Raw genomic sequence first — 14029 nt, 5'->3', positions numbered from 1 at the left:
CACCGTTTGCGCTGAGCTTGTCGCAGCGCCTCCCCAGCCTCTTGACGAGCCGCGCGCGCCGCGGCGCATCACCCCCCTGGCGTCTGCACTGCGGCGGGCGCCGCGCCCGAGGGTACTGTCGCCGGCGGCTGCACGGCCTGCGGCAGATGCCGCTCGAGCCAGCCCGTGCGCCAGGCCCAGACCGTCAGCGCGCCGGCGACCACCAGCACGCCCAGCCCGACCAGCCAGCCGCTGCTGCGGTCGGCATATGGGTCCTGCAGCACACGCTTGGCGCCCGGCGGCAGCTTGGCCATCCGCGACAACGATCCGCCAAGCCGCACGCTCACCTTCATCCGGCCGTTGATGGCCCAGCCGCTCGCATCCAGGATCGGGCCCAGGCTGCGCTGGCGCAGCTTGATCCACGCGATCAGCATGCTCGGCCCCGAGATGGCCACCACCACGCCGACCAGCGCGATGGGAATCCACGGCCCCAGGTCGACGAATTTGGTGAACATGGCCACGAGCACCGCGCTGATGCTGCCCATGGCCACGCCCAGCGCGGCCACGGTGCCCACGTCGATGCGGCCGGGCAGCTTGGGCAGCGCGGCCGGCTGGCCGGCGGTGACCGGCGGCACGGCCTTGTCGGCCGTGGCCACGGTGGTCGCCACGCTGCTCAGGCTGGCCTGGGCCGTGGCCTCGCTGGCGGCGGCCCGCTTGGCCACCTGCTCCTCGACCAGTCGGATGAACTTCTTGTAGGGCGCCACGAAGGCCTGCGCCACGCTGGTCGGGTTGTCGATCAGCTGGGTGATGGTGGCGTCCCAGTCCTTGCCCTCGCGGTCGTAGAACACGCCGTTGCGTCCGACGAAGAGGAAGTCTGTATCGCCCGCCGTGAAGGCGGCCACGATGGTCTGCTTGTCCTTGCCGCGGGTGCATTCGCAGTAGGCCAGGCAGGTCTTGGCCAGGCCGGCCAGCATGGCGTGCTTCTTGGCATCGGCGACCCGCACCACCAGGTCGCAGCTGCGGCCGTCCAGGTACAGGCGCCCGGCCTGGAAGATCGCGCCCCGCCGCGCGTAGAAGTCCTCGAACGAGACGAAGTTGCGCAGCAGCCGGTACAGGTCGCGCTTGAAGCGCAGCAGCCGCTCCAGGTCCACCAGGCGTTGGTTGTGGGCCTCTTCCGCTTCGTCCTGGGTGAGCAGGGCCAGCACGGCGGCTTCGGCCGCGAGCCAGGTTTCGAGTTTGTCGGGCGGTGTGTCGGCCGCGCTGCCCAGCCGGGTCGGGGGGCGGCTGGCCAGCCAGCGGCGGCAGGGCGCCAGCCGCTCGCGCAGCAACGCCCACTGCCCCTCGTCGATGGCTTCGAGTGCCTCGCCCAGCAGCGGCGCGACGGCGCGCTCACGCAGCTGGGTCAGCGCCCCGGCCCAGGCTGGATTGACCCGGCCGGCCATCGGCAACGTACGGCCGGGCGCCACCGGTGCCAGCGGCAGGGCGGCCAGTGCCGGCGAATGCGTGTCGATGGCGCTGCCCGCCAGCGCGTCGTAGGCTGCGGCGGCCGGGTTGAGGGCCGGGACGGCCTGCGGATCGAAGGCCGCCACGCTGCAGCGGGCGAAGAAGTCGTCCACCTTGGCTTCGACGGCATCGAGCGCCGCCGCGGCCGCCAGCGTGGCCTCGCCCAGCGGCATGGTGGCGTCGTCGCTCACGGCCCTGGCCTGCCAGTCCGCCAGCGCGTGCGCCTGCTGGAAGAAGGCCTCGGCCTGGGCCCGCTGGATGCCCATGGCGCCGCTGCGGTCCGCGACGCCGCCCTGGGTCTGGATGATCCGCTCGATGACGGTGCGGACGCTGTCGTCCTCCGCCGTCGCAGGGGTGATGACGCCGTCGCCGTTGAACCGCAGGGACGCCAGCAATTCGCTGCGCCCTGTCACGTCTTCCAGCGTGAGCGCCGCGGCTTCGTCCTTCCCGACGATGCGCAGGATGCGCCGGGCCTCGGCCTGCAGCGTGCTGTGGTCGGCAATGTCGTCGGGGGAGAGGGTGTCGCCGCCCGTGATGAGCCGCTGCGCGTCGCGCAGTTCGCCGCAGGCCCATTCGCAGGCGGCGATCAGCTCGGGCGGACGGATGCGCCCGTCGTTGTTGGTGTCGATGAGGGCGAGGGTGCGGCTGTCGAATTCGAGGCCCTGGACCGGGCAGGCCAGGGCGACCCACAGCTTGCGGTCCAGCTGGCCGATGTGGGCGATGTCCTCGCCCCGGCGGATCAGGACCTGGTCGACGCCGCCGGTGCGGGCGAATTCCCAGACATGGCGCCCGGGGGCGGCCACGTCCGGCGCATCAGCGCTCAATCGCCCAGGCCGGTGTCGATGCCGGCCGTGCGGATGGTGGTGCGGTCGCGGTGGTCGGTGCGCTTGCCGATGGCGGTGTCCAGCGCGCGCTTGAGCTTGTCCAGGGCGCCGCGAAAGGCCTCGTCCTGGGTGGGCGCGTCCTGCGAGGTGGCGATCGGCGCATGGCCTGCGAGCCGGGCTTCCATGGTGCAGCGCTTGTCGGCCTGGCCGCCGCGGGCGGCGTTCTCGTCGCTCAGGTGCACCTCGACGCGGGTGACTTCCTCGGCGAAACGGTGCAGTTGCTGACGCAGTTCGGCGTCGGCCCAGCGCTCCAGCGACTCCTTGTTCTCGATGCCGTTGCCGGTGTTGACCTGGATCTGCATGAAATGGGCTCCTTTGTCGGTGAGGGCCGGTCGGCAGGGCTGCCGTGCCGGCCATGGGGACGAGCTTGCACTGTGCCCCAGCCCAGGGCGGGCCGGCGTAGGCCAAGGCCAATGCGTGGTTGCAGGCGAGGCCGGCGGTGAGCGGCGACAATCCGGCCCCTTCGCTGCCGTGGTGCGCTGCCGCGCCATGCCCCACGGCCCCGCCCCCGCGGCGGGCCGACGCGCCCTTGCCGCGCGCTTTCCTTCCCCTGTCTCCTCGCCCCGACTGCTGCCATGACGATCCAATGGTTTCCCGGCCACATGCATGCCACCCGCAAGGCCATCACCGAGCGGATGAAGACCACCGACGTCGTGATCGAGCTGCTGGATGCGCGCCTGCCCGGCTCCAGCGCCAACCCGGCCATCGCCGCCATCACGGCCAAGAAGCCGCGCCTGAAGATCCTCAACAAGCAGGACCTGGCCGACCCGGCCCGCACCGCCGAATGGCTGGCCCACTACCAGGCGCAGGAGGCCACCGGCGCCATCGCGCTGGACGCCAGCCAGACGCCGCCGGCCCAGCGCGCGGCCATCATCGAGGCCTGCCACCGCCTGTCGCCCAACCGAGGCGGGCTGGCCAAGCCGATGCGGGTGCTGATCTGCGGCGTGCCCAACGTCGGCAAGTCCACGCTGATCAACACCCTGAGCCTCAAGCGGCAGGCCAAGGCCGCCGACGAGGCCGGCGTGACCAAGCAGGAGCAGCGCATCCTGCTGGCCGACGACTTCTACCTGTACGACACGCCCGGCATGCTGTGGCCCAAGATCATCGTGCCCGAGAGCGGCGTGCGCCTGGCCGCCACCGGCGCCGTGGGCCGCAATGCCTACGACGATGAATCGGTGGCGCTGGACGTGCTGGCCTACCTCAAGGCCCAGTACACCGAGCTGCTGCGGGCCCGCTACAAGCTGCCGGCCGACAACGCCCAGCTGGCGCTGTGCACCCAGCCCGACGAGGACATCCTGGGCGCCATCGGCCGCAAGCGCGGCGCGCTCCTGGGAGGCGGTCGCATCGACATGCAGAAGGCCGCCGAGGCGGTGCTCACCGACCTGCGAGGCGGCGTGATCGGCCGCATCACGCTGGAGACGGTCAACCAGTTCCTGGGCTGGCTGGCGGCGGGCCGCAAGGCCGAGGCCGAACTCAAGCGCCAGCGCGCCGCGGCCCTGCGCGCACGGGGCCGCGGGCGCGATGCGGATGCCATCGAGCAGGACGAGAACTGGGGCGGTCCTTCCGAAGAAGAGGGCTGAACGCCTGTCCCTCCGCCGCGGCCCTCGCCGTTCGATGCCAGCGGCGCCCCGCCTTTCCTCGCCAGATACCCCATGTCCCGACACCCCCATCCCTTCCGCGCCGAATGGGCGCCCAGCATTCCGCGCGAGCTCATGGCCGGTGCCGTGGCCACCTTCGCGCTGATCCCGGAGGTCATCGCCTTCTCCTTCGTGGCGGGCGTCGATCCGGCCGTGGGCCTGTTCGCCTCCTTCGTCATCAGCATCGTGATCGCCTTCGCCGGCGGGCGGCCGGCCATGGTGTCGGCGGCTGCCGGCTCGGTGGCGCTGGTGGCCGCGCCGCTGGTGCATTCGCACGGCGTGCAGTACCTGTTCGCGGCTGGCGTGCTGGCGGGGCTGGTTCAGATGCTCTTCGGCTGGCTGCGGCTGGGCACGCTGATGCGCTACGTGTCGGGCTCGGTGCGCACCGGCTTCGTCAATGCACTGGCCATCCTGATCTTCTCGGCACAGATGCCGCACCTGGTGGGCGCCAACCTGCCGACCTGGGCCGCGGTGGGCGCAGGCCTGGTCATCATCTACGGCCTGCCGCGGCTCACGACGGTGGTGCCCTCGCCGCTGGTGAGCATCGTGGTGCTCACGCTGGCGGCCCAGTGGCTGAACCTGCCGCTCAAGACCGTGGCCGACCTGGGCCTGCTGCCCGACGGCCTGCCGAGCTTCGGCGTGCCGCAGGTGCCGCTGTCGTGGCAGACGCTGCAGCTGATCGCGCTGCCGGCGCTGGCCATCGCCATGGTGGGCCTGCTGGAGTCGCTCATGACCGCCAGCGTGGTGGACGAGCTGACCGACACGCCCAGCGCCAAGAACCGCGAGGCCACCGGCCTGGGCCTGGCCAACGTCGCGGCCAGTTTCTTCGGCGGCATCGCCGGCTGCGGGATGATCGGCCAGACCGTCAGCAACGTGCGTTACGGCGGGCGCGGCCGGCTGTCGACGCTGTTCGCGGGCGCCTTCCTGCTGGTGCTGATGGTGTTGCTCAAGCCCTGGGTGTCCAAGGTGCCGGTGGCGGCGCTGGTGGCCGTGATGGTGATGGTGTCGGCCTCTACCTTCGACTGGGGCTCGGCCCGGGCGCTGTGGCGGCATCCCAAGCTCTCCAGTGTCGTGATGCTGGCGACGGTGGTGGTCACGGTGCTCACCGACAACCTGGCCGCGGGCGTGGCGGTGGGCGTGCTGCTGAGCGGCGTGTTCTTCACCTTCAAGGTGGCGCGGCTGATCGCGGTCGAGCCGGCGGAGGAGGGCGGGGCGCTGGTTTACCGCGTCTCGGGCCAGGTCTTCTTCGCCTCGGCCGACATGCTGGTGGAGGCCTTCGACATCCGCGACATCGAGGGCCGGCCGGTGCGCGTCGACCTGACTGGCGCGCATTTCTGGGACATCACCGCCGTCAACGCCCTGGACAAGGTCTGCCAGCGCCTGCGCAAGCATGGCAGCGCGGTGGAGGTGGTGGGCATGAACGCGCAGACCCGCGCCCTGGTCTCGCGGATGGATCTGGCCATCGAGTGAGCGGCCACGGGCCCCGCGGCGCCGAGCAGGCTTCGGCCGGCTCGCCCACAATGCCCCGATGACCGCCCCACATCCCACCTTCGAGGTCCTGCCGCGCGACCTCTCCGCCTATCGGCAGGGCAACACCGGCATCGACTATGTGCACCGCTTCGACTCGGGCCAGCCCGGGCCGCATGTGCTGGTCAATGCCCTGACCCACGGCAACGAGATCTGCGGCATGGTGGCCGCCACCCATCTGCTCGACAGCGGCGTGCGGCCCGTCAAGGGCACGCTGACCATCAGCTTCTCCAACGTCGCGGCCTACGAGAGCTTCGACATCGAGCGGCCCTTCGACAGTCGCCAGCTGGTGCACAACATGAACCGCATCTGGTCCGCGGAGATGCTCGACGGCAGCGAGGACAGCCCCGAGCTGCGCCGCGCCCGCGAACTGCGCGCCGTGGTCGACGCGGCAGACCATGTGCTGGACATCCACTCCACCAGCCAGGACGTGCAGCCCTTCTGGGTCTACCCGGCCTATGCGCGCAATGCGGCCGTGGCCGTGGCGCTGGGCCTGCCGCCGGTGCACCTGGTCATGCCGCAGGGCCTGGGGTCGGGCACGCCGCTGATCCAGTACGGCCGCCATGGCGTGGACGGTGACGGGCCGCAGACGGCGCTGGTGGTGGAGTGCGGCCAGCACTTCGCGCAGTCCGCGGCGGACCTGGCCACGAAGGTGGCGCACGACTTCATCGCCCATTTCGGCCTGATCGCGCCCCGCGAGGGGCGCCAGCCGCCTGCGCCGCAGCGCCGCTTCGAGTTGCTGCAGACGCACATGGTGCACACGCCGGAATTCCGCTTCGAGCGGCCCCTGGTCGGCTTCGAGACCTTCGCCAAGGACGAGCTGATCGCCACCGACGGCGAGCGGCGCATCGTCTCGCCCTGCGACGGCTGCACCGTCTTCATGCCCACGCGCGACGCCATCGTGGGGCGCGAGGCGGTCTACCTCACGCGGCCGCTGGGCTGAGCACGCTCGGCCGGTGTGGCTGGGAGCGGCTTACTTCAGCGTCAGCACCCAGGCGGCCAGCTTCTTCGCATCGGCCTCGCTGACCTGCGTGTTGGCCGGCATGGGCACCGGCCCCCAGGCGCCCGAGCCGCCCTTGAGGATCTTGGCGGCCAGCATGTCCGCGGCGCCCTTCTGGTCCTTGTAGCGGGCGGCCACGTCCTTGAAGGCGGGGCCGATCACCTTGCGGTCCACCGTGTGGCAGGCCATGCAGGCCTTGCTGGTGGCCAGGGCCAGGTCGGCATGGGCCGCAGGCAGCAGGCCGGCCAGCGCCGCGGTGGCGATCAGCCCGGCGCGCAGCGCGGACGCGGAAGCTGCCATTCGCCCAGTGACGGCGTTACAGTCGTTTGCAATGTGGCTCGTGCGTCGCGCGGCGGGCTGTTGGAACGAGGAGCGGAACATGTGGCTGTTGGTCGTGGGATTGGTGGCAATCGGGTTGAAGTACTTCGCGGTCGGCTTCTTCGCCGGGCTCGCGTGGTGGATCGTACTGTTGCCCTTTCCGGCCGCGATGCTGTGGTGGGCTTTCGCGGATTGGTCGGGCTACACCGCACGCCGGGCGATGGAACGTGACGACGCGCGCAAGCAGGCGCGGATCGACCGCCAGCGCGATGTGCTGGGTCTCACGACGCGCGCCCGGAGCGCCGCGCGCCGCAAGCCCTGAGGAGGCCTTGATGGCCCGATCCTGGCTGCCGGGCTACGTCGGGTTTGTCCACACGCCGTGAAAGGATGGGGCACAGGCCTGCCGCGGGGTGCACGCGCGCCGCGGCGCCATCACCGTCCCGCGGGGTCGCCCTGGCCCACCACCGACAGGCGGGAGAGCAGCCGGATCAGTTCGGTCTGCCGCCGCAACTGGGTCTTGGCGAAGATCGACTTGAGCTGGGTGCGGGCCGTGGCGATGGAGATGCACACGCGCTCCGCGGCGTCCTGCATCGAATGCTCCTCGAACAGCAGTCGCGCCAGCCGGCTTTCCGCCGGCGAGAGGCCGAAGAGGTCGCGCAGCACGCCGTCGAGGTGGACCGTCGCCCAGCGCGGTCCCTGGATGACCAGCAGGCACAGCGGCGTGGTGCCCGCGCCATCGCGCTCCTGCAGCGGAATGGCCAGCGCATGGTCGGGTCCGGTGCCATCGGGTCCGCGCCGGCCCAGCACGACGCCCGATGGGCGCCGCCGCCCCTCCACCCCGCAGGCGCTGCGCAGCACCTTGACCAGGCGCTGTCGGTCGGGTGACTGGGTGCTCTTTCGCAGTGCGCACTCCGGCGTCTCCAGCCAGGTTCGGCCCAGGCTGTTGCACAGCGCCGGTGCGCCGGCCGCGTCCACCACCAGTACCGGAAAGCTCAGCCGGTCCAGCGCGGCGGCGCTCAGGCGGGCCTGGTCGTCCAGGCGGCTGAACTCCAGCCGCAGCCGGGCCGCGCGGATCAGGTGCGGCATCACCTCGAGCAGCACGGCCTCGTCGCGCGGCCGGTAGTGGCCGTGCAGGCGTTCCCGCTGGAACGAGAGCACGTATTCGATGTCGTCATGCTTGGCCAGCCGCGACGCCATGTTTGCGTGCAGGCCATAGCGGTGGAAGAAGTCGCCGTAGAAGGGTGATTTGTCGATGACGAAGCGGCCGAGGTTGCGGTGGTCCTGGTAGACCGTGCCTTGCGCGACGCGGTCCGCCACCAGCTTGGACGGGTCGATGGTCTGGAACTCGGCGTTGTATTCCGTCAGGAACCGCAGCCGGGCATCGGGGTCGTCGCAGAAGCCCTCGCAGATGCGGAAGCGGTTGTCCCGGTGGTCCCAGACCAGCAGGTGCGACTGGGCCGAGCCCGTGAGCTGGGCGAGCCGCCGCAGCGCGTCGGTCCAGCCCCTGGCCGAGATGGCGCCCTCGTAGAGCAGGGCGATCAGTTCGATCTGGGCCGCAGGCGACAGCGCATCGGCCGTGCCGGTGTCGGGGCAATGGGTGGCGGAGGCTGGCATGGGAGTGGGCCGCGCGGTGCTTCGAGGTGCCCGAAGCTTTGCAGCCATCCCATGCGGTGCCATCCCTCATATGGAGGATGCCCGTCCCGCGGCGCCTCTCCGGCGCGGGCGCAGGGGCGTGGTCAGAACCGGTCGAGCACCGCGCCCAGGCTGGCGCTGGACGCGTTGAAGGCGAACTTGGCCTGCACGCCGCGGGTGTAGCGCGGCGCCGGCGCCTTCCAGGCGGCGCGGCGGCGGGCGATCTCTTCCTCGGGCACGTTCAGTTCCAGGCGCAGCGTGGTGGCGTCGATGGTGATGGAGTCGCCCTCGTTCACCAGTGCGATGGTGCCGCCGGCCGCGGCCTCGGGTGCCACGTGGCCCACCACCATGCCCCAGGTGCCGCCGGAGAAGCGGCCGTCGGTGATCAGGCCCACGCTCTCGCCCAGGCCGGCGCCGATCAGCGCGCCGGTGGGCGCCAGCATCTCGGGCATGCCGGGGCCGCCCTTGGGGCCCAGGTAGCGCAGGACCATCACGTCGCCCGCCTGGATCTTGCCGGCCAGGATGGCCTGCAGCGCCGACTGCTCGTCCTCGAACACGCGGGCCGGGCCGGTGATGGCGGGGTTCTTGAGGCCGGTGATCTTGGCGACAGCGCCCTCGGGGCTCAGGTTGCCCTTCAGGATGGCCAGGTGGCCCTGCGCATACAGCGGCTGGTCGATGGGCCGGATCACCTCGGGGTTGGGCGGCACGTCGGGCACGTCCTTGAGCGTCTCGGCGATGGTCTTGCCGGTGATGGTGATGCAGTCGCCATGCAGCAGGCCGGCGTTGAGCAGCAGCTTCATGACCTGCGGAATGCCGCCCGCGCGGTGCAGGTCGACGGCCAGCCAGCGGCCGCTGGGCTTGAGGTCGCAGATGACCGGCACGCGCTGGCGGATGCGCTCGAAGTCGTCGATGGTCCATTCCACGCCGGCCGCATGCGCGATGGCCAGGAAGTGCAGCACCGCGTTGGTCGAGCCGCCCGTGGCCATGATGACCGACACGGCGTTCTCGATGGCCTTGCGGGTGACGATGTCGCGCGGCTTGAGGTCGCGCTTGATGGCCTCGATCAGCACCTTGGCCGATTCCCTGGCCGAGTTCTGCGTCTCGTCGTGCGGGTTGGCCATGGTCGACGAGTAGGGCAGGCTCATGCCCAGCGCCTCGAAGGACGAGCTCATGGTGTTGGCCGTGTACATGCCGCCGCAGGAGCCGGTGCCGGGGATGGCGCGGCGCTCGATCTGCAGCAGGTCCTCGTCGCTCATGTTGCCCGCGGCGTTCTGGCCCACGGCCTCGAAGACGCTCACGATGTTCAGGTCCTGGCCCTTGTAGTGACCGGGCAGGATGGTGCCGCCGTAGACGTAGATGGCCGGCACGTTGGCGCGCAGCATGCCCATCATGCCGCCGGGCATGTTCTTGTCGCAGCCGCCGACCACCAGCACACCGTCCATCCACTGGCCCTGCACGCAGGTCTCGATGCAGTCGCTGATGACTTCGCGACTGACCAGCGAGTACTTCATGCCCTCGGTGCCCATGGCCATGCCGTCGGAGATGGTGGGCGTGCCGAAGATCTGGGCGTTGCCGCCGGCTTCCTCGATGCCGGCCACCGCCGCGTCGGCCAGCTTCTGCAGGCCGGCATTGCAGGGCGTGATGGTGCTGTGGCCGTTGGCCACGCCGACCATGGGCTTGGCGAAGTCGTCGGCCTCGTAGCCGATGGCGTAGTACATCGAGCGGTTGGGCGCGCGGCTCTTGCCTTCGGTGATGTTGGCGCTGCGACGGTTGATCTTGATCGGTTGGGTGGCCATGGGGCGTGTCTCCGCGGTTCGTGGGTGGCGGCGATTCTCGACCGGGCGTCTGATTGCTTCCAATCCTATTTGGCGAGCAGATTGATATGCTGGCCGAATGAAGGAAGAGGCTCCGATCGAGTTGCGCGCCTGGCGGCAGTTCCTGGCCGTGGCCGACGAACTGCACTTCGGCCGCGCGGCGCAGCGGCTGCACATGACCCAGCCCCCCGTCACCCAGGCCATCGCCCAGCTGGAGCGCACGCTGGGCGTGCAGCTCTTCGACCGCACGCGTCGGCGCGTGGCGCTCACGTCCGCGGGCGAGGCGCTGGTGCCCGAGGTGCGGGCCCTGCTGGCCCAGGCGCGGTCGTTGCCCGCACGGGCGCGTGCGGCGGACTCGGGCGAGGCTGGACGGGTGCGCCTGGCCTTTGTCTCCACCATCGGTTTCGACCGGCTGCCCGGCTGGGTGCGCGACTTTCGCGAGCACAGCCCGCAGGTGGCGCTGGAACTGGTCGAGGCCACCGGCGACGTGCAGCTGGAATCCCTGGCGCGCGGCGACATCGATGCCGGCCTGCTGCTGCATCCGCCCGGCACCGCGCCCGCCGGGCTGGCGCGGCTGGCGGTGGCGCAGGAGCCGCTGGTGCTGGCGTTGCCGGCGGGCCATGCGCTGGCACAGCAGGCCCGTCCGGCGCTCTCGGCGGTCATGGAGGAGCCGTTGGTGCTGTTTCCCCGTCGCATCCTGCCCGGCGTGCACGACGCGGTGATCGAGCTCTACGCCGCCCATGGCCGCCGCCCGCGCGTGGCGCAGGAGGCGATCCAGATGCAGACCATCGTCAACCTGGTCTCCGGTGGCCTGGGCGTGGCCTGGGTGCCGGCCAGCGTGACGGCGTTCAGCCGCGCCGGCGTGGTCTACCGGCGGGCGGAGGAACTGAAGGAGCGGGGAGGGAAGAAGGTGAGGCTGCCGTCCTGCGAAACCAGCCTGGTGTGGCTGGCGGAGCGGCAGCCACCGGCCCTGGCGCGCTTCGTCCGCTTCCTGCGGACGCGGGCCGAGGCCGGCGGGGCGGGCTGATCAGCCGGCCGAGGTGGCGGAGTCGCCTTCGCCCATCTGCGACTGCAGGTAGTTGGGCAGGCCGATCTTGTCGATCAGGCCCAACTGCTTCTCGAGCCAGTAGGCGTGGTCTTCTTCGGTGTCGTGCAGCTGCGAGACCAGGATGTCGCGGCTGACGTAGTCGCCCACGCTCTCGCACAGGGCGGCGCCCTTGCGCAGCGCGTCGCGTACCTCGTACTCGGTGTCGAGGTCCTTGCGCAGCATCTCTTCGACAGTCAGGCCGGGGGTGAAGGCCTTGGGGCTCATGTCGGGCCTGCCGCCGAGCATCAGGATGCGGCGCATCAGCGCGTCGGCATGCTCGGTCTCTTCCTGCATCTCGTGGTTGATGCGCTCGTAGAGGCGGCCGAACCCCTGGTCTTCGTAGTTGCGGGAGTGGATGAAGTACTGGTCGCGGGCGGCGAGCTCGCCGCGCAGCAGGTCCTTCAGGTAGTCGATGACTTGGGGGTTGCCCTGCATGGTGTGTGATTCTTCGAAGACAAAAACGCCGCGAGTATCCGCCCGGCCCCCGCTTTGGCGAAACGCCCGCGGGCAATGCCCCCCACGCCGCGTTCTGCATGCGGATGCGGCAGCCGATCAGACGCATTCGCAACGGCGCGTCACCGCCTCGCCATGGGGCGGCGGGCACAATGCGCGCCATGCTGATGTACCCCCATATCGACCCGGTCGCCCTGCAGATCGGCCCGCTTGCCGTGCACTGGTACGGCCTGACCTACCTCGCGGCATTCGGCCTGTTCTTCTTCCTGGGCACACGGCGGCTGCGCCACGAGCCCTTCGCCTCGATGACGGGCAGCGCGGCCTGGACGCGCAAGGACGTGGAGGACATCCTCTTCTTCGGTGTGCTGGGCGTGATCGTGGGCGGCCGGCTGGGCTACTGCCTGTTCTACAAGCCGGGCTACTACCTGTCGAACCCGCTGGAGATCTTCATGGTCTGGCGCGGCGGCATGAGCTTCCATGGCGGCCTGATCGGCGTGATCGCGGCCATGGCCTGGTTCGCACGGGCGCGTGGGCGGCGCTTCTGGCAGCTGATGGACTTCGTGGCACCCTGCGTGCCGACGGGCCTGGCGGCCGGCCGCGTGGGCAACTTCATCAACGGCGAGCTGTGGGGCCGCTTCGCGCCGCCGGAGCTGCCCTGGGGCATGGTGTTTCCGCAGAGCGGCTCGATGCTGCCCCGGCACCCGTCGCAGATCTACCAGTTCCTGCTGGAAGGGCTGCTGCTGTTCGTGATCCTGTGGCTGTATGCGCGCAAGCCGCGGCTGGAGCGGCGCGTGTCGGCGGTCTTCCTGATGGGCTACGGCGTGATGCGCTTCGTGGCCGAGTACTTCCGCGAGCCAGACGACTTCCTGGGCCTGCTGGCGCTGAACATGAGCATGGGCCAGTGGCTGTGCGTGCCGATGATCCTGGCCGGCATCGTGTTGTACGCCACGGCGCCGAAGCCGCCGCGCGTGGCCCACGCCTGAGCCGGTTCAGGCCGGGCGAAGCAGCGCCGGCCGGGTCGACCACAGCAGCCAGGCGGCCCCGGCCAGCATCGGCAGCATCGCGGCATTGATCGCCGTCCAGCCGATGCCCGCCTGCAGCGCACCTGAGGCGAAGGACATCGCCGCCGCCGTGCCGCCGTTGGCGAATTCCATCAGCGACTGGGCGCCGGCCCGCTCCGCAGGCGCATGTGCCTCGGTCAGCAGCGTGGTGCCGGCCACGATCATCAGGCTCCAGCCGATGCCCAGCAGCAGCGAACTGGCCACGAACTGCGCCAGCGCCACGCCCGAGAGCGCGAGCGCCGCGCTGGCCACCAGCACGGCGATGCCCACGGCCGCCACCCGGCGGCTGCCATGCCGGTCCACCAGGCCGCCGGCGAAGAAGGCGGGCAGGAACATGCCCAGCACATGCCACTGGATCACCCGTGCCGACGATTCGACGGCGAAGCCGCAGTCCGCCATGGCCAGCGGCGTGGCGTTCATCACCAGGATCATCAGCCCGTGGCCGACGCCGGTCATGACGATGGCGGCGCGCAGTGCGGGCCGCGAAAGCAGGGTGCGCCAGCGGGTGGCGGGCGCATGGCTGGCCGTGCGGGTGGCCGATGCGCCCTCAGGCAGTCGGGTCAGCAGCAGGGCGGCGAAGGCGGCCAGCCCGGCGATCGCCAGGTAGGCGCCGGCGAAGGGCGTGATCAGCCACTGCCGCGCGGCCAGCGCCAGTGACGGGGCGAACAGGGCCGCGCACACGCCGCCGGCCAGTACGCAGGCGGCGGCGCGGCCGCGCCATTGGGCCTCGACGGCCTCCAGCGCGACATAGCGGTAATAGGCCGACGAAGCCTGGTACACGCCCACGCCCGCAGTGCCAAGGCCGAACAGCACGAAGCTGTCCGCCACGATGGCCAGGCAGGCCGTGAGGCCGCCCGCCACGCCGACCAGCGCACCGGCCACCAGCACCCGCCGCCGGCCGTGGCGCTGCATGGCCGCCGCCAACGGTCGCACGGCGACCAGGTTGCCGGCCACCAGCAGCGCCAGCGGCAGCGTCGCCAGCCAGGGCAGCGGCGCCAGCCTGGCGCCGACCAGCGCGGTCAGGGCGATGCCGATGATGGAGCAGGACCAGTAGAGCGCCTGGCCGATGAAGAGCAGGCGCAGGCTGGCGTGGGTGCGGAGCAGGGCGAACATGGTGGGCGGTGGGCGGTGGGC

Annotated in this window: 13 protein-coding genes; 6 read left to right on the top strand and 7 right to left on the bottom strand. The window is 70.9% G+C overall.

Annotated features, from left to right (window positions below):
• Positions 1 to 68: 68 nt before the first annotated feature.
• The gene (locus KBC94_RS27920; RefSeq protein ID WP_294378521.1) at positions 69 to 2306 is read right to left on the bottom strand and encodes a hypothetical protein; all 2238 of its coding nucleotides are present in this window, start codon (positions 2304 to 2306) and stop codon (positions 69 to 71) included.
• Positions 2303 to 2668 (bottom strand): HPF/RaiA family ribosome-associated protein, encoded by a 366-nt coding sequence (locus tag KBC94_RS27915; RefSeq protein ID WP_294378518.1) that lies wholly within the window; start codon positions 2666 to 2668, stop codon positions 2303 to 2305. The genes KBC94_RS27920 and KBC94_RS27915 overlap by 4 nt, the downstream gene beginning before the upstream one ends.
• Positions 2669 to 2941: 273 nt before the next feature.
• On the opposite strand from KBC94_RS27915, the gene ylqF reads away from it, so the two are divergent.
• From ylqF to KBC94_RS27900, 3 genes are all read left to right on the top strand, one after another.
• Positions 2942 to 3946 (top strand): ribosome biogenesis GTPase YlqF, encoded by a 1005-nt coding sequence (gene ylqF / locus KBC94_RS27910; RefSeq protein ID WP_294378516.1) that lies wholly within the window; start codon positions 2942 to 2944, stop codon positions 3944 to 3946.
• A 72-nt stretch (positions 3947 to 4018) separates the two neighbouring features.
• Positions 4019 to 5473 (top strand): SulP family inorganic anion transporter, encoded by a 1455-nt coding sequence (locus KBC94_RS27905; RefSeq protein ID WP_294378513.1) that lies wholly within the window; start codon positions 4019 to 4021, stop codon positions 5471 to 5473.
• Between the two features lie 58 nt (positions 5474 to 5531).
• A complete protein-coding gene (locus KBC94_RS27900; RefSeq protein ID WP_294378511.1) occupies positions 5532 to 6473 on the top strand; it encodes a succinylglutamate desuccinylase/aspartoacylase family protein in 942 nt (313 codons plus the stop codon).
• Between the two features lie 30 nt (positions 6474 to 6503).
• On the opposite strand, the gene KBC94_RS27895 is transcribed toward KBC94_RS27900, so the two are convergent.
• On the bottom strand, positions 6504 to 6830 hold the full coding sequence (locus KBC94_RS27895; protein WP_294378508.1) for a c-type cytochrome: 327 nt from the start codon (positions 6828 to 6830) through the stop codon (positions 6504 to 6506).
• Positions 6831 to 6909: 79 nt separating this feature from the next.
• On the opposite strand from KBC94_RS27895, the gene KBC94_RS27890 reads away from it, so the two are divergent.
• On the top strand, positions 6910 to 7170 hold the full coding sequence (locus KBC94_RS27890) for a TIGR04438 family Trp-rich protein (RefSeq protein ID WP_294378505.1): 261 nt from the start codon (positions 6910 to 6912) through the stop codon (positions 7168 to 7170).
• 110 nt (positions 7171 to 7280) lie between these two features.
• On the opposite strand, the gene KBC94_RS27885 is transcribed toward KBC94_RS27890, so the two are convergent.
• Positions 7281 to 8462 carry a hypothetical protein gene (locus tag KBC94_RS27885; protein WP_294378503.1) on the bottom strand — a complete coding sequence of 394 codons (1182 nt, stop codon included), beginning with the start codon at positions 8460 to 8462 and terminating at the stop codon, positions 7281 to 7283.
• A 122-nt stretch (positions 8463 to 8584) separates the two neighbouring features.
• The gene (ilvD, locus tag KBC94_RS27880; RefSeq protein ID WP_294378500.1) at positions 8585 to 10276 is read right to left on the bottom strand and encodes a dihydroxy-acid dehydratase; all 1692 of its coding nucleotides are present in this window, start codon (positions 10274 to 10276) and stop codon (positions 8585 to 8587) included.
• 97 nt (positions 10277 to 10373) lie between these two features.
• On the opposite strand from ilvD, the gene KBC94_RS27875 reads away from it, so the two are divergent.
• Positions 10374 to 11321 carry a LysR family transcriptional regulator gene (locus tag KBC94_RS27875; protein ID WP_294378496.1) on the top strand — a complete coding sequence of 316 codons (948 nt, stop codon included), beginning with the start codon at positions 10374 to 10376 and terminating at the stop codon, positions 11319 to 11321.
• On the opposite strand, the gene bfr is transcribed toward KBC94_RS27875, so the two are convergent.
• Positions 11322 to 11816 carry a bacterioferritin gene (gene bfr / locus KBC94_RS27870; protein WP_294378493.1) on the bottom strand — a complete coding sequence of 165 codons (495 nt, stop codon included), beginning with the start codon at positions 11814 to 11816 and terminating at the stop codon, positions 11322 to 11324. It lies immediately after the preceding gene.
• 179 nt (positions 11817 to 11995) lie between these two features.
• Here bfr and lgt point away from each other — a divergent pair, with 179 nt between their 5' ends.
• Positions 11996 to 12817: a prolipoprotein diacylglyceryl transferase gene (gene lgt / locus KBC94_RS27865; RefSeq protein WP_294378490.1), complete on the top strand. Its 822-nt coding sequence runs from the start codon at positions 11996 to 11998 to the stop codon at positions 12815 to 12817.
• A gap of 6 nt (positions 12818 to 12823) precedes the next feature.
• On the opposite strand, the gene KBC94_RS27860 is transcribed toward lgt, so the two are convergent.
• A partial coding sequence (locus KBC94_RS27860) for an MFS transporter (RefSeq protein ID WP_366934744.1) occupies positions 12824 to 14029 on the bottom strand: 1206 nt, incomplete at its 5' end.

This window comes from Pseudacidovorax sp., assembly GCF_017991995.1.
GTDB lineage: Bacteria > Pseudomonadota > Gammaproteobacteria > Burkholderiales > Burkholderiaceae_C > Xenophilus.
This window is presented reverse-complemented; position numbering and strand designations above follow the sequence as displayed.

Excerpts from the sequence above, each read along its gene's own strand:
- KBC94_RS27915 (WP_294378518.1), bottom strand. The coding sequence starts at position 2,668 with ATGCAGATCCAGGTCAACACCGGCAACGGCATCGAGAACAAGGAGTCG.
- KBC94_RS27890 (WP_294378505.1), top strand. The coding sequence starts at position 6,910 with ATGTGGCTGTTGGTCGTGGGATTGGTGGCAATCGGGTTGAAGTACTTC.
- KBC94_RS27885 (WP_294378503.1), bottom strand. The coding sequence starts at position 8,462 with ATGCCAGCCTCCGCCACCCATTGCCCCGACACCGGCACGGCCGATGCG.
- KBC94_RS27895 (WP_294378508.1), bottom strand. The coding sequence starts at position 6,830 with ATGGCAGCTTCCGCGTCCGCGCTGCGCGCCGGGCTGATCGCCACCGCG.
- KBC94_RS27875 (WP_294378496.1), top strand. The coding sequence starts at position 10,374 with ATGAAGGAAGAGGCTCCGATCGAGTTGCGCGCCTGGCGGCAGTTCCTG.
- bfr (WP_294378493.1), bottom strand. The coding sequence starts at position 11,816 with ATGCAGGGCAACCCCCAAGTCATCGACTACCTGAAGGACCTGCTGCGC.
- KBC94_RS27900 (WP_294378511.1), top strand. The coding sequence starts at position 5,532 with ATGACCGCCCCACATCCCACCTTCGAGGTCCTGCCGCGCGACCTCTCC.
- ilvD (WP_294378500.1), bottom strand. The coding sequence starts at position 10,276 with ATGGCCACCCAACCGATCAAGATCAACCGTCGCAGCGCCAACATCACC.
- lgt (WP_294378490.1), top strand. The coding sequence starts at position 11,996 with ATGCTGATGTACCCCCATATCGACCCGGTCGCCCTGCAGATCGGCCCG.
- ylqF (WP_294378516.1), top strand. The coding sequence starts at position 2,942 with ATGACGATCCAATGGTTTCCCGGCCACATGCATGCCACCCGCAAGGCC.
- KBC94_RS27905 (WP_294378513.1), top strand. The coding sequence starts at position 4,019 with ATGTCCCGACACCCCCATCCCTTCCGCGCCGAATGGGCGCCCAGCATT.